The organism is Moraxella ovis (assembly GCF_900453105.1).
Taxonomy (GTDB): domain Bacteria; phylum Pseudomonadota; class Gammaproteobacteria; order Pseudomonadales; family Moraxellaceae; genus Moraxella; species Moraxella ovis.
This window is the reverse complement of record NZ_UGPW01000001.1, coordinates 103024-116521: the sequence shown is the minus strand read 5'-3', so window position 1 is coordinate 116521 and position 13498 is coordinate 103024. Positions and strand designations below refer to the sequence as shown.

The window sequence follows — 13498 nt, the reverse complement described above, 5'->3', positions numbered from 1 at the left end:
CGTGCTGAATCTTGGTTTTTTTGAATTAACGCTGTTTGGCGTGATTGCGCTGATTGTGCTTGGGCCTGAGAAATTACCCGTGGCAGCGCGCACGCTTGGCAAATGGTACGGCAAATTTCGCCGCCTATCAACGCGCCTACAAAGTGAGTTCGTCAGCGAATTGCAGCTGTTAGAAGTTCAAGAAGAGCTCAAAGGCGAACTTGCCAAAATTCGCGAATCCGAAGCCAAGATGAAAGCGCAAATGGCAAAGCTCCAACAAAGCCTAAATAAGACCGAACAAGTCGCCAAGGCAAATAAACAACACATTTTAGACGCGTGGCAAGACAACACTGATGATGGCGAACATCAAGATGTCAACCCTTCAAAAGACACCAGCAATCAAAACTTTCATCAAGCGGCCGCGCTGGAGACTGCATTTAACCTACCCATGGTGAATCATTGGTTCCTGCTGGGTGATTACGATAAAAAGCGCCGCCTTCCCCAAGCACCCTTCATGCCTAATTATAAGGCAGATCCCTTACTTTATACGACAACATCATGAGCCATCGATTAGATAATGACACCGACATGCCATTGATGGCACACTTTGCTGAACTGCGGACACGATTCATCCGCATTTTTGCGGCGATGATTGTGGTGTTTTTGGCTTTGGTGGGGTTTAGTCGTGAGCTGTACGATCTGATTTCAAACCCTCTGGTTGCGCTATTGCCCAGTGAAGCCAGCCTCATCGCAACCGATGTCGCATCGGGGTTTTTGGCGCCGATTAAGCTGACTTTCTTTGTGGCGCTGTTCATCACCGTGCCGTTCATCATTGCTCAGATTTGGGGCTTTGTCTCGCCTGCACTCTATAAGCACGAGAAGCGTGCCGCCCTGCCGCTACTGCTATCTGCGATTGTGCTGTTTTATGTCGGGGTGGCTTTTGCTTACTTCGTGGTGCTTGTGCCAGCGCTGAAATTCTTTGTGATGTTCGCACCCGACAACGTCCTGCCGATGACCGACATCCAAAGCTATCTTGATTTTGTCATTAAGCTGTTTGCGGTGTTTGGCGTGATGTTTGAGATTCCTGTGGCAACGCTACTGCTGGTCTTGATGCGCATCGTCACCCCTCAGTCACTGGCTGATAAACGCCGCTATATCATCGTGGGCTGCTTCTTTATCGCCGCCATCGTTACCCCGCCTGATGGTGCCAGCATGCTGATGCTTGCCATCCCAATGTGCCTGCTGTTCGAGGCAGGATTATTCATGGCAAGACTTCTCGTCAAAGACGAAAGTGCTGATAATCCCATCACCGACTAAACACCATCTTGCGAACAAAGCAATGCCAATTGTGTTATAATTGGCTGTTTTTATTGCTAAATTTGCCCATGAATCAGATAACCACGCCTGCACCCACCGATGAGCAAATCAACGCCCTGAACATGGCGATGACAGGTCAATCCTTCAAGATCGTCGCCTATGCCGGCGCGGGCAAAACCACCACGCTCAAGCTCATCAGCGAGCACATGCAAGGGCGTGGTCTGTATTTGGCATTCAACAAAGCCATCGCCAACGAAGCACAAGGCAAATTCCCAAGAAACGTACGCTGCCAGACTTTCCACTCGCTCGCCTATCGCCATGTCAATCGTGATGTGACCGCGAAGATCGGCCTGCCACGCCTAACGCCAAGCCGACTGGCAAATGAGCTAAATCTATCCGCCATACAAGTAGAGCGCAAAGTCGATGGCATCAAAAAATCCATCACGCTCACCCCTGCCAAGCTTGCCAACATCGTCTCAGAAGGCATCACCAATTTTTGTAAAACATCCAGCGCCTACCCTGCGCCGCGGCACATCACCCCGCCATCTTGGTTGGATGAGAAAGACGGCGAGAGACTCCAAGAGCTGCTATACCCCGCCCTAGAGATGCGCTGGTTACAGTCGATCGATCCCCGTCATCAGTCAGGCATCGGGCATGACATCTACCTAAAGCTCTGGACGCTATCCAACCCCATCATTCCTGCTGACTTTATCTTATTCGATGAAGCCCAAGATGCCGACCCGCTCATGATGGGCGCGCTCATCCGCCAAGATAAACAAACCATCTACGTGGGTGACGCACATCAGCAGATCTACGAATGGCGTGGCGCGCTGAACGCCATGAAACGCTTGCCTTATCCGCAGACGCTACTCACGCAGTCGTTTCGCTTTGGCGATGAGATTGCCAAGGTCGCCAACGTTTTTTTGACCGCATTACAAGAAACCATCCCATTAAAGGGCAATCCAAACACCCCAAGCCGCATCGCCAAATTGCTCGTCCATGGCAAAAAAGACGCTATACTGTGCCGCACCAACGCCACTGCCATGAGTCATCTATTAGCAGGGCTTAAAGCAGGGCATAAAGTCGCTCTACAAGCCGACAGCGATCGGATTTTAAGATTTTGTCATGCTGCCGAGAGCCTAAAAACAGGGAAATCCGCCTATGGCGTGCCCGAATTGGCTTTTTTTAAGCATTGGGGGGAAGTACAGGAATTTAGCGAAACAGGTGAAGGCTCTGACCTCAAAACCTGGGTAAAGCTCATCGAAGAACACGGCACGCAGACCATCTCAAGCGCCATCAAGAGCCTTACCACCCAAAGCCATGCCGACTATGTCGTCTCTACCGCCCACAAGGCAAAGGGCCTTGAATGGAATCGCGTGCAGATCAGCGATGACTTCTTATACGACATCAATCGCCAAAGCATCAAGATCACCCCTGAAGAGCTGCGCCTGCTCTATGTCGCCTGCACTCGCGCCAAAGAAATCCTCGATGTACACCACATCAGCGACCTATTGGCATCGATCGTCCTCGATGACAAGAAGCTCATCTATAAATAAAATAAGACCACCCTTTCTATGACTGATTTTAGCCATTTATTTAATCATCCTGTTCGTCTGCTCGCCCCGATGGAGGGTCTGACCGATCCGCTAATGCGCCGGATTCTTACGCAGATTGCCAGTGATCTGGGTCGTCCTTATGATTGGTCGGTGAGCGAATTCATTCGGGTGACACACTACCCACTGCCTGCACATGTATTCTATAAATTCGTGCCGGAATTACACACCGATGGTAAGACCGCCAGTGGCACGCCCATTCACGTGCAGCTGCTTGGTAATAACCCACAGACCATGAGTCAGAGCGCACTCACGGCCGTAGAGCTTGGGGCGCATGCGATTGATCTAAATTTTGGCTGTCCTGCCAAGACTGTGAATAACCACAAAGGCGGCTCTGTATTACTCGATGAACCTGAGACGGTTCATGACATTATTCTCGCTGTTCGTCAAGCCGTACCTGCGCACATTCCTGTCAGTACCAAGATTCGACTTGGCTACACCGACACCTCTAAGATGAGCGAGATTGGTGATGCGGTGCACACCGCCAAGGCAAGCTGGCTAACAGTTCATGCCCGCACCAAGACCCAAGGCTATAAACCGCCCGCCTACTGGGAGCTCATTGCGCCATTTAATAATCTTGGCATGCCCATCATCGCCAATGGCGAAATCTGGACGGCTGACGATGCCCGTCGCTGTACAGCACAGGCGAGCACACCACATCTGATGCTTGGGCGCGGCGCGGTCACCCACCCCGATCTGATCGCGCGCATCCATGATGAGAGCATCCAACTGTCTTGGGATGAGCTGATCACTCATCAAATCGAATTCCTACATGACGATACGGACAATCAATCAGGACTCATCGGACGCTACAAACAATGGCTAGGCATGCTCACCAAAGGCTATGCTGAAGCTGAGCATCTTTGGCATACCATCAAACGCCTAAAAAACAAAGATGAAATCATCCAAGCGTTAATCCAATCTAATGCATGATGTTTAGCTGCGAACCTTTTTAAGAATTATTTTCAATTAGTGCTTGCAAAAGGGAATAGGGAGGCGTATAATTTATTTAAAGTTATATTATAACATTTAAATAAATACCCAAATAATCATGCGAGGTTCTCCATGCAAGTACTATCATCCCTAAAATCTGCTAAAACCCGTCACGAAGACTGCCAAGTCGTCCGTCGTCGTGGACGTACCTTTGTCATCTGTAAATCCAATCCACGCTTTAAAGCGGTACAAGGCAGCAAAAAGAAAAAATAAACGCTACCGCTTACCTCATCACAGTTTCATGGTGATAATAAAATACCGCACAATGCATCATTGGCGGTATTTTATTATCTGCTGGCAGCTTAGTCTTCGTGTCTGGCCTCATAGGCATCATGTTCAGCTTGATAAAGCGTGCCTAAGCGTTTTTGGGTGTCGGCATCGAGCAGCTTTTTGGCTTCTTTAAAGAATTCATTCTCTTCTTCTTTTAGGTGGTGAATGGTCTCTTCGATGAGTGCGTTCGCCGTTTCAAAGAATCTGTCATCGCCGGTACGACCATCACCCAAAGTTGCCATCAGCTCATCCATCTCATGATGTTCTGCGATGGCGTGGCGAGACAGCTCAAGCCCTTCATCAAATGCCATCACAGGCACATAAAGATGACGCTCTTCGGCGGCTGCGTGCGCCTTTAATTCTGCTTCTAATTCTAAGAACACTTCTTTTGCCTTGTCTCTATCTTTGGCATCGACGTGCTTTTGGAAGCTTTTACATAGGTCACGCTGGATGTCATGCTTGGCGATCAATGCGCTAAAGATGTCTTTATTGGCGGTGATGGTTGTCATATTTTTGTCCTTTTGTCTTAATACTCAGTGGGCTTTTGCCCTGCCTAGTCATTTCATTATAACAAAAAACCCAACCCAAAAAAGCCTAAACTCCAAGAGTTATGTAGGATTATGTAACCAATAAGAATTCTTATAACTTGCGATATACATCATTGAACGGCACGCGGAAGCGCTCGCCCCAAACACCCTTCTCGCTACGGATACCACACGAGACGACCATATTAATCTCGCATTCTTCGGGCAAATCCAAGAGATCCTTGATCATTCTGCCATCAAAGCCTTCCATCGGGCAGGTGTCAAGCCCCTTTTCGCTCATGGCAAGCATGAACGTCTGCGCAACCAGACCGCAACTCTTATGCATGACAACACGCATGTCATCAAAAGACACGTCTGCTTGAATCGGACGAAATTGTCCAATCGTACGAGCAAGCATCTGGCGTGCGGTCGGCACAAGCTTGGTCTGACTATATAGGAGCGGCATCAGGCGATTATAATAATGCTCGAATCGCTTGGTGCGGTTAGGTACTTTATGGGCGGGACTGTAGTTTTTGACGTTATATTTTTCAAAATTTAACACCGCTTTGGCGCGCGCACGATGCAGATCAGGGCGAATCACGAATACCACCATCTGATCGGCAGTGGTCGCTGCACCTTGAGATAGGCACGCCTTGGCAAGCTTCACCAATAGCGTCTTATCCGTTACATGATAGAATTCGTACAGCTGCATATTCGAGCTCGTTGGCGCCAGCGTGGCAAGCTCAAGGCAATGTTTCACCAGTGCTTCGTCAATAGCAACGGGCAAATAATCGCGCACGGAACGACGATGGCTTAATATGTCATGCAAACTCATACCACATCCTTAATTCATGTCCAATAAATGAATAAAAGCTAAAATCTTCAATCTTAAAATTCAGGCTATTTTATCGTAAAGTTTTAACTTTTGCCGTAAAATTTTGTGATACACTAATGCAATTTTTCCCTTTGATGCCAATTTTAAGACAAGGAAATGCTATGACTGGCACCTCCAATTTGCCCAAAACTACCCACACCCAATCAAGCCTTAGCCATCAACTCAACCGTGAAGCCAAATGGGCGGTGTATCTCACGCTCCTGTATATGGCAGGTTGGGTGATTTTTGCGTATTTTATGCCAGCAGGGACGGGGCTTTTGGGCTTGCCGTTGTGGTTTGAGTTAAGCTGTATTTTTTTGCCCCTGATTTTTATTTTAATCAGTATGGCGGTGTTAAAGGCGGTTTATCAGGAAGTAGATTTGGACACTGATTTGACATCAGACAAAGGGGACGACGCATGAATTTAAACATCCAAATTTTAATCCCCCTTGTTCTGTATCTGTTTTTTGTGTTTGGGGTGGCGTGGCGCGCTTATCAAAAACGCAAAACGGGCGGATTTTTAAATGAATACTATGTCGGCTCACGCTCCATGGGCGGATTTGTGCTTGCGATGACCACGGTGGCGACTTACGTCTCGGCAAGCTCATTCATCGGAGGCCCAGGGGCGGCGTATAAATTTGGCTTGGGCTGGGTGCTACTGTCTATGATACAAGTCCCTGCAATCTGGCTCACGCTTGGCACGCTCGGCAAAAAATTTGCTATGCTCGCCCGCCAAACAGGTAGTATTACCATCAATGACCTGCTATTTGCCCGTTATCAAAATAAAGTCGTGGTGTGGCTTGCGTGTGTCTCGCTCCTACTTGCGTTTTTTGGCATGATGGTGGTGCAGTTTATTGGGGCGGGTCGTCTGCTTGAAACGACGCTGGGTCTGCCTTATGAATGGTCGATTGGCGTATTTGCCCTTGTAATTGGGCTTTATACCTTTATTGGGGGCTTTCGGGCGGTGGTCTTGACCGATACGGTGCAGGGGCTTGTCATGCTCATCGGCACGATGCTCCTGCTTGGGGCAACGCTTGTCGCTACAGGGGGCATGGAGAATGCCATGACAACCCTGCACGCCATTGACCCACGTCTACTGACCCCCACAGGTGTCGATGATAAGCTGTCGGCGACGTTTATGCTGTCGTTTTGGGTGCTGGTGTGTTTTGGTCTCATTGGCTTGCCCCATACGGCGGTACGAGCGATGGCGTATAAGGACAGTCGCTCGCTACACCGTGGGATACTTGTGGGAACGGTGGTGATGACGGTGCTGGTCTTGGGCATGCACTTGGCAGGGGTCTTGGCTCGTGCGGTCGTGCCCGAGCTTGATGTGCCTGACAAGGTCATTCCCACGCTCATGATGACGGTGCTACCACCCTTTGTGGCAGGGATATTTTTGGCGGCACCTATGGCGGCGATTATGTCGTCCATTGACTCGATGCTGATACAGTCGTCAAGCACGCTGATTAAGGATTTGTATCTGTCTGTCAAGCCTGACGCTATCCACAACGAAGCCAAAATCAAACGCTACTCTACCACGCTCACGCTTGGCTTTACCGTGATTTTGGCGGTCGTTGCCATGCTAAATCCGTCAGATATGCTCATTTGGCTAAATTTGCTGTCCTTTGGTGGGTTAGAGGCGACTTTCTTATGGGTGCTGGTCTTTGGGCTGTATTACAAAAAAGCCAATGCCACAGGGGCGATATGGTCTATGGTGGCAGGATTGGTAAGCTATGTCATCATTGCCTATTTTAAAATCGCCTTATGGGATTTGCACGCTGTCGTGCCTACGTTGGTGATTGGGCTTGTTGCATTTTTGGTGGGGAATAAGGTGGGGGAGATAAAAAAGGCGTGATGTTGGTTTGGTTTTTTCAAAAAGTAATATTGTTCAATTAAGATATTTTTTGCAATATGGACGTGTAGGGGCGTGTTGAACACGCCCTGCCAATCCTACAAAATATTTTTTAAATGTAGAACTAGTGGGAATTGAGGTTGATTTTCTATATCTTGGAGCGACTCATAGACACCATTTATCATTAGCATTGTTAATCAACCATACCTGTGGGTAGATTTGTAGGAGCAAATGACATTTGCCTTGTGATAACGTGTTGATTTTTGGGCGAATGTAATTCACCCCTACACGCCCAAATTTTAAAATATCTCTTTGTTGAACAATGCTGTTCAGTTTAATATTAAAAAGGGCGAACACTCGCCCTTTTCACACCACATCCACCACAATCGGCTTGCCATTGTGCATTAGTACCGTTACGTCCACGTTATACAGCACTTTCATATTCTCCGCTGTTAGCACGTCTTTTGGCGTACCCACCGACACCACTTCGCCCCCTTTCATCATCACCACCGTATCGGCAAATTGGGAGGCTTGGTTGATGTCGTGTAGCACGATAACCACCGTTTTGCCACGACTTGCCAGCACCTTCATCTGTCGCATGAGTCGCCCTGCGTGGTACATATCTAGGTTGTTGAGCGGTTCATCAAGCAGGATATACGGCGTATCTTGGCACACCACCATGGCAATCAGCACACGCTGACGCTGACCGCCTGACAAGTCGGACAAAAACCGCTCCGCCAACATCTCTAATTCAAAGGTCGCAATCATCTCCTCCACCTTATCCTTATCCGCCTGTGTGGGTCTGCCCTGATGATAAGGATAACGCCCAAACATGAGCAGCTCACGCACACGCAGTCGCCCCTGAATGTGGTTTTCTTGGGCGAGCATGGCGACCACTTTTGCCATATCACTATCTGTGGCGGTGCTGATGTCATGCCCATCAAAGCTGATACAGGCGGATTTGTCCTGCAAAGGATTCATGCGAGCCATCAGGCTAAACAGCGTACTTTTGCCCGCCCCGTTCGCTCCGATGAGTGAAATGATTTGCCCTGTGGGTAGCTCAAAGTTTACGTTTTTTAAAATAGGTAAATCGCCGATGTTGTGGCTAACGTTTTTTACTTTTATCATAAATACCCCAATTATTCCAACAAATACAAAGGCAAGCCAAGCCCAAATAAATCAAAAAATGAATGTGCCAAAGTAAATGGCAATAATTCATCACTTTTATAGCGTAATAACAAAAACACAACCCCCAAAGTGGTAATGGTTAATGCTCCTGCCAATCCTTGATAGGTATGAAAGGCAAATCGCACAAACAAAGTAAACACAATGGCAAGGGGCAAATGTTTTTTTGTGGTCAATGCCACCAATCCAATAAAAAACACTTCTTCATAAAAGCCATTTAACAGGGCAAATAAAATAAAGGAAACAGACCACATACTAAAATGCTCGCTTGCCCCATGATGTGCCTCTGCGGTTGGATAAAGCTCGGGAAAAGCCCAGTATTGCAAATACTCATAAAGCGATGCCACCGTTCCTGCAATGAGAATGTATAGCACCACTTTTGGCAATGTCCAGCGATTGACACTAAAATTTAATTGTTTAAAATCAAATTTACGATAGGTCAAATACCCAAACGCCACCAATAATGCCACAATTTCACTCAAAATCCCCGACCAATTACTTGAACTGTTGAATTCCAAAGTCTTGGGGGCAACCTGCTCATGGCTTATCAATTCAAAAAACTGCATATTGGAACTATAAATGGCAAAGCCAAAAAAGATAATCGCCAAAATAACCACATCAAATAAGTGTAATGATTTTAATTTATTTGTCATAAAAACCTCATATAACAATCTATTTTTTGGATTTAAATTTTATGAATTTGGTTTATTGGATTTTATGTTGTTTGCGATACTGCGTAAAAATCAACATCAAAAACGCCACCCCGCCAAACAGCTCAATTACCACTTCAAGCACGCCTGCCATTTTAAAGACATGCTCAAACACCGCCTGTCCCACGATGAGCGTGCTACTGGCGATGAGCGTCACCAAAATCAGCCTCTCGCCATGAGCCATTTTTGTACAAAACCGATTGGTCAAAGCACACACAAGTAGCCCAAAAAACGTAATCGGACCCACAAGGGCGGTTGCCATAGATACCAGTAGCGAGATTGTCATCAAAATGCCAAGAGACAGCTTATGATACGGCACGCCAAGCGAAATGGCACAATTTCTGCCCAAGAGTAGCACATCCAACGCAAACCGTTGTCGCCACACATAAACAAAAGTCGCCACCGACAGCACCACGCTTGTGATGAGTAGATTGACATTGACGGCGGTAAAACTGGCGTAACTTTGGGCTTGTACGGTAACAAATTCATCAGGATTTATCATGCGAGCGACCATGTAGGATAGGCTGCGAAACAACGTCCCAAAAATCACGCCCACCAAGATAAGCCGTGTCAAATCCTGATTGTGCTTGGTAAACAAAAAACGAAACAGAATCACCGACAGCATCATCATGACCACCACTTCAAAGGCAAATTTGCCCACCGTTGGCAAGGTGACATAACTTAGCATGCCCAAAAAGAACAGCATCAGACTCTGTATCAAGACATATAAGGCATCAAAGCCCAAGAGACTTGGCGTTAAAATGGGGTTATGCGTAAGCGTTTGAAATAACAGCGTGGATACCCCCACCGCATAGCCTACCACCAAAAAAGCAATGAGTTTGCGAGCACGCAGGGGCAAGGCAAAATCCCAACTGATGACATTTAAGGTCAAATACAGCCCACAGCCAATCACAAGCACGATAAACGCCAACAAAATAGGATTGCCCAATAACTTTTTTATAAAATTCATCACACACCCCTATTTTGATTTTGACAAAAGCCACAAAAACAGTGCCGACCCTAGCACGCCAAAGACGACATAGACAGGGATTTCAAAGGGATAGCGTATCACACGCCCAATAATATCGCACAAAAGGACACAAGACGCACCAAGCAACGCCACCGCAGGGAGCGACACTCGTAGGCGGTCTCCGATCAAACGGCTCACGATATTTGGCACGACAAGCCCCACAAAGCTAATCGCCCCCACCGTAACCACCACCGCACTTATCATCGCCACCATGCCAATGGCAAGCCACATGACAGCGTCTTTATTAACGCCTAGATTTTTGGCGATACCGTCCCCAAGCCCGATAATCGTCAAGCGGTCTGCCATGATATAGGCAATGGCGGACAAAATCCCAACAAGCCACAAGGTCTCATACCGCCCTGCCAGCACGCTAGAAAAATCGCCAAACCGCCACACCGACAGCATTTGCACCGTCTCGGTCTGATACGCCAAAAACAGCGTAAACGAATCAATAATCCCCCCAAACACAATCCCCACAAGCGGAATGATGAGAAAATCGGTGGGCGGTAAGCGTTTGATAATCTGCATAAAAACCATCATACCGCCAAACGCCATGACCGTTGCCACGCTCATCTTACCCAACAGGGACAAGGTTGGCATATAAAGGCTTGTGAGCAAAATCCCCAAAACCGCCGACTGTGTCGCCCCAACCATAGACGGCTCAACAAAGCGGTTTTTTAGCACAACCTGCATCATCATGCCTGCTATCGCCATGCTCGCCCCTGTCAAAATCAAAGCGAGCGTCCGAGGCAGACGGCTCACCAAAAATAACTGTGAACTGTGGTCGGTGTCGTCAAAGAGTTTTGCCCATGAAAAATCCGCCACCCCCACCGAAATGCTGATGACAATCAAAACAAACAAAAGCAAAAACGCGCCAACATTGACAAATGCTGGCGACCGCCAAGAAGTTGGGGCGGAGAGTGTCGCTGTGGTCATAGGGTTCCCAAGTGATAATTCCTAAGGTGCATGGTGGGGCAAAGGGGTTTATAATTTAAAATGGGCTTATATGATAAATCGATATGATCAAATCAAAATATATGCCCCAATTTGCATTTTTAAAATAATGCCTTTGTAGGGGCGTATTGAACACGCCCTTTGGTATATTTTGAATTTAAATAACCATGTTTAAAATTTGGATGTGTAAGGGCGAATACAACGCCCAAAAAAACACTTATGGTACAGGGCAAATGTAACTTCCCCTACAAATTCACTACAAACACAATCAATTAACAATGCTAATAAAAATCAGCAAAAGGGCGAATAAAATCCGCCCCTTTTTTTACACCCAACATCAATTACTGAGCTGTTTTTGCATTAAACGCATCGGCAACAATCTTAGCATCTTTTAGCCATTGATAATAGCCACCAAAAGCAAGATAAGAATCTGGACTGACATAGACGATTTGGTTGTTTTTATAGGCTTTGGTGTTGTGCATGAGTGGGTTATTTAGCACTTCCTTAGCCGATACGCCTTCTTCGCCAATCGCTGACGTGCGGTCTAGGACAAACAGCCAATCAGGATCAATTTTTTGGATATATTCAAAGCTAATGGGCTGACCATGACGCTCTTCGTTTTTGTTCACGTCAGCGTCCGCCATAGGAATGCCGAATGTGGTGTGTAGATAGCCGTAGCGTGAGTTTTTGCCATAGGCACTCATTTTGTTGCCATTGATAAGAATGGCAAGCCCATTGCCCTTGCCTTCTACCGCTTTTTTGGTCTCGGCGATGGCAGTATCAATGTCAGCGATGAGTTTGTCAGCTTCGGCAGTTTTGCCAAACACTTTACCAAAATCGGTAATCTGCTGTTTGCTTGACGCATACATGTCATTGGTGTCGATGGTTAGGTTATAAGTTGGGGCGATTTTGCCAAGCTCTTCGCTCTTTTCTGCCATACGAGAACCCACAAAAATCGCTTGTGGTTTTAGGCTGTGCAATACTTCTAAATTTGGTTCAAATAGTGTACCAACGCTTGTGCCGTCTGGCGTGCCGTCCGCTTTTAGGTTTAGGGTGGCGATACGCTCGGCAGTCATCTCGGCTGACGGCATGCCTTGTACAGCCACGCCCAAGGCTTTTAGGTTTTGTAGGGCAGTCATGTCATAAACAGCGATAGGGTTAGGATTGGCAGGGATGGTCTGCTCGCCTGTGGCGGTCTTGATGGTAACATCGCCTGTGGCAGGGGTTGCATTATCAGCAGTGGTTTCTGTTTTTTGGTCGGCATTGGTGGCAGGTGCTTCGCTCTTGGTGTCGGCTGGCTTGTCTTGATTGCATGCCGTCAATGATAAGCTTAGTGCTGCAATAACGCCTAGGCTAACAGGACGCATCATTTGGGTGATTTTCATACAAACTCCATGGTTTTTATAAAGATATAAAGCATCGCACTATGGTATAAAATTTTCTCGCAAGTATCAATGATAATGAGAATGTTTTTTGTTAAATCAGCAAATTAAAGCATAAAAAAAGCCGAACATATGAGCTCGGCTTCATGGAATAGCATGAGATTATTTAACTTGAGCGCGGTATTTCACGACAGCGGTCGCACCAATGCCCAAATCTTCAATCGTCCAGCGCAATGTCTTATAGTAGCTTAGTGGCAGCTCTTGGGTTTGTCCATTTAGGGTTGCGCGGATTGGCATGTGTACGAAACGATTGCCGTCAATGCTCGCCTTAACGATGGCAGGGCTCACATCACCCACCAGCTCAACACCCTCAGGGATGTTCAATGTGGCATTCATGCTACGCACACGGTTGGTGTCTTGGTTGGTGAATAGACCGTGGTATTCCACGATTTCGCCTTTGGCAACGCTGTCGCCAACGGTCAGCAGTTCTAGCTTCTCAGCACCGGTTTCGTCTTTACGAACCACGAAAGCGTTTAGCTTGGTGTCAATCTTCGGTGCGGCTACTTGCTGCTCAGTAGCCTCTGTCTGCTGTGGATTCTCTGGGGTTGGTAACATTGCCTGTGCAGATGCTGCGGTCATCGCCAGTGTTGCCAATAGTGCACTGCGTAGTTTCATGCGTCATTCCTTCTTTTAAAATAAAAGTTCAATCATGTCTAAAATTGCCCTATGATACCATGATTTTACGCCCAAAATGCATCGAATTGTATCGTAAATTACACTGCTGTGTATGATTTTTTCAATTTTTTACATTCATT

The 13498-nt window shown here is 47.1% G+C and carries 15 protein-coding genes; 7 read left to right on the top strand and 8 right to left on the bottom strand.

Annotated features, from left to right (window positions below; genetic code table 11):
• The first annotated feature begins 1 nt into the window (after position 1).
• From tatB to ykgO, 5 genes are all read left to right on the top strand, one after another.
• Entirely contained in the window at positions 2-541 is a 540-nt protein-coding gene (gene tatB / locus DYD54_RS00530; protein WP_063513322.1) for a Sec-independent protein translocase protein TatB, read from the top strand.
• On the top strand, positions 538-1296 hold the full coding sequence (gene tatC / locus DYD54_RS00525) for a twin-arginine translocase subunit TatC (RefSeq protein WP_063513321.1): 759 nt from the start codon (positions 538-540) through the stop codon (positions 1294-1296). The genes tatB and tatC overlap by 4 nt, the downstream gene beginning before the upstream one ends.
• A 68-nt stretch (positions 1297-1364) precedes the next feature.
• Positions 1365-2852 carry a UvrD-helicase domain-containing protein gene (locus tag DYD54_RS00520; protein WP_063514903.1) on the top strand — a complete coding sequence of 496 codons (1488 nt, stop codon included), beginning with the start codon at positions 1365-1367 and terminating at the stop codon, positions 2850-2852.
• Positions 2853-2870: 18 nt separating this feature from the next.
• Positions 2871-3842, top strand: a complete 972-nt coding sequence (locus DYD54_RS00515) for a tRNA dihydrouridine synthase (RefSeq protein ID WP_063513320.1) — start codon at positions 2871-2873, stop codon at positions 3840-3842.
• A gap of 132 nt (positions 3843-3974) precedes the next feature.
• Positions 3975-4115, top strand: a complete 141-nt coding sequence (gene ykgO / locus DYD54_RS00510) for a type B 50S ribosomal protein L36 (RefSeq protein WP_063513319.1) — start codon at positions 3975-3977, stop codon at positions 4113-4115.
• Between the two features lie 89 nt (positions 4116-4204).
• Here the strand turns inward: ykgO and DYD54_RS00505 are convergent, their stop codons facing one another.
• Both DYD54_RS00505 and DYD54_RS00500 read right to left on the bottom strand, forming a co-directional pair.
• Positions 4205-4681, bottom strand: a complete 477-nt coding sequence (locus tag DYD54_RS00505; protein WP_063513318.1) for a hemerythrin domain-containing protein — start codon at positions 4679-4681, stop codon at positions 4205-4207.
• Between the two features lie 130 nt (positions 4682-4811).
• On the bottom strand, positions 4812-5531 hold the full coding sequence (locus DYD54_RS00500) for a nitroreductase family protein (RefSeq protein WP_063513317.1): 720 nt from the start codon (positions 5529-5531) through the stop codon (positions 4812-4814).
• Between the two features lie 161 nt (positions 5532-5692).
• Between DYD54_RS00500 and DYD54_RS00495 the strand changes: the two genes are divergently transcribed.
• Both DYD54_RS00495 and panF read left to right on the top strand, forming a co-directional pair.
• Positions 5693-5992: a YhdT family protein gene (locus DYD54_RS00495; RefSeq protein ID WP_063513316.1), complete on the top strand. Its 300-nt coding sequence runs from the start codon at positions 5693-5695 to the stop codon at positions 5990-5992.
• Positions 5989-7425, top strand: a complete 1437-nt coding sequence (gene panF, locus DYD54_RS00490) for a sodium/pantothenate symporter (protein WP_063513315.1) — start codon at positions 5989-5991, stop codon at positions 7423-7425. The genes DYD54_RS00495 and panF overlap by 4 nt, the downstream gene beginning before the upstream one ends.
• Positions 7426-7788: 363 nt before the next feature.
• Here panF and DYD54_RS00485 read toward each other — a convergent pair whose 3' ends face one another.
• The 6 genes from DYD54_RS00485 to DYD54_RS00460 form a co-directional block, all read right to left on the bottom strand.
• Positions 7789-8550, bottom strand: coding sequence for an iron ABC transporter ATP-binding protein (locus tag DYD54_RS00485; RefSeq protein ID WP_063513314.1), 762 nt, complete (start codon positions 8548-8550; stop codon positions 7789-7791).
• Positions 8551-8561: 11 nt separating this feature from the next.
• Positions 8562-9260, bottom strand: coding sequence for a CPBP family intramembrane glutamic endopeptidase (locus DYD54_RS00480; RefSeq protein WP_063513313.1), 699 nt, complete (start codon positions 9258-9260; stop codon positions 8562-8564).
• A gap of 52 nt (positions 9261-9312) precedes the next feature.
• Positions 9313-10287 (bottom strand): iron chelate uptake ABC transporter family permease subunit, encoded by a 975-nt coding sequence (locus tag DYD54_RS00475; RefSeq protein WP_063513312.1) that lies wholly within the window; start codon positions 10285-10287, stop codon positions 9313-9315.
• Between the two features lie 9 nt (positions 10288-10296).
• Entirely contained in the window at positions 10297-11283 is a 987-nt protein-coding gene (locus DYD54_RS00470; RefSeq protein ID WP_063513311.1) for an ABC transporter permease, read from the bottom strand.
• A gap of 359 nt (positions 11284-11642) precedes the next feature.
• Positions 11643-12686, bottom strand: a complete 1044-nt coding sequence (locus DYD54_RS00465) for a siderophore ABC transporter substrate-binding protein (protein ID WP_063513310.1) — start codon at positions 12684-12686, stop codon at positions 11643-11645.
• 159 nt (positions 12687-12845) lie between these two features.
• Positions 12846-13358 carry a hypothetical protein gene (locus DYD54_RS00460; protein ID WP_228703567.1) on the bottom strand — a complete coding sequence of 171 codons (513 nt, stop codon included), beginning with the start codon at positions 13356-13358 and terminating at the stop codon, positions 12846-12848.
• Positions 13359-13498 lie beyond the last annotated feature (140 nt).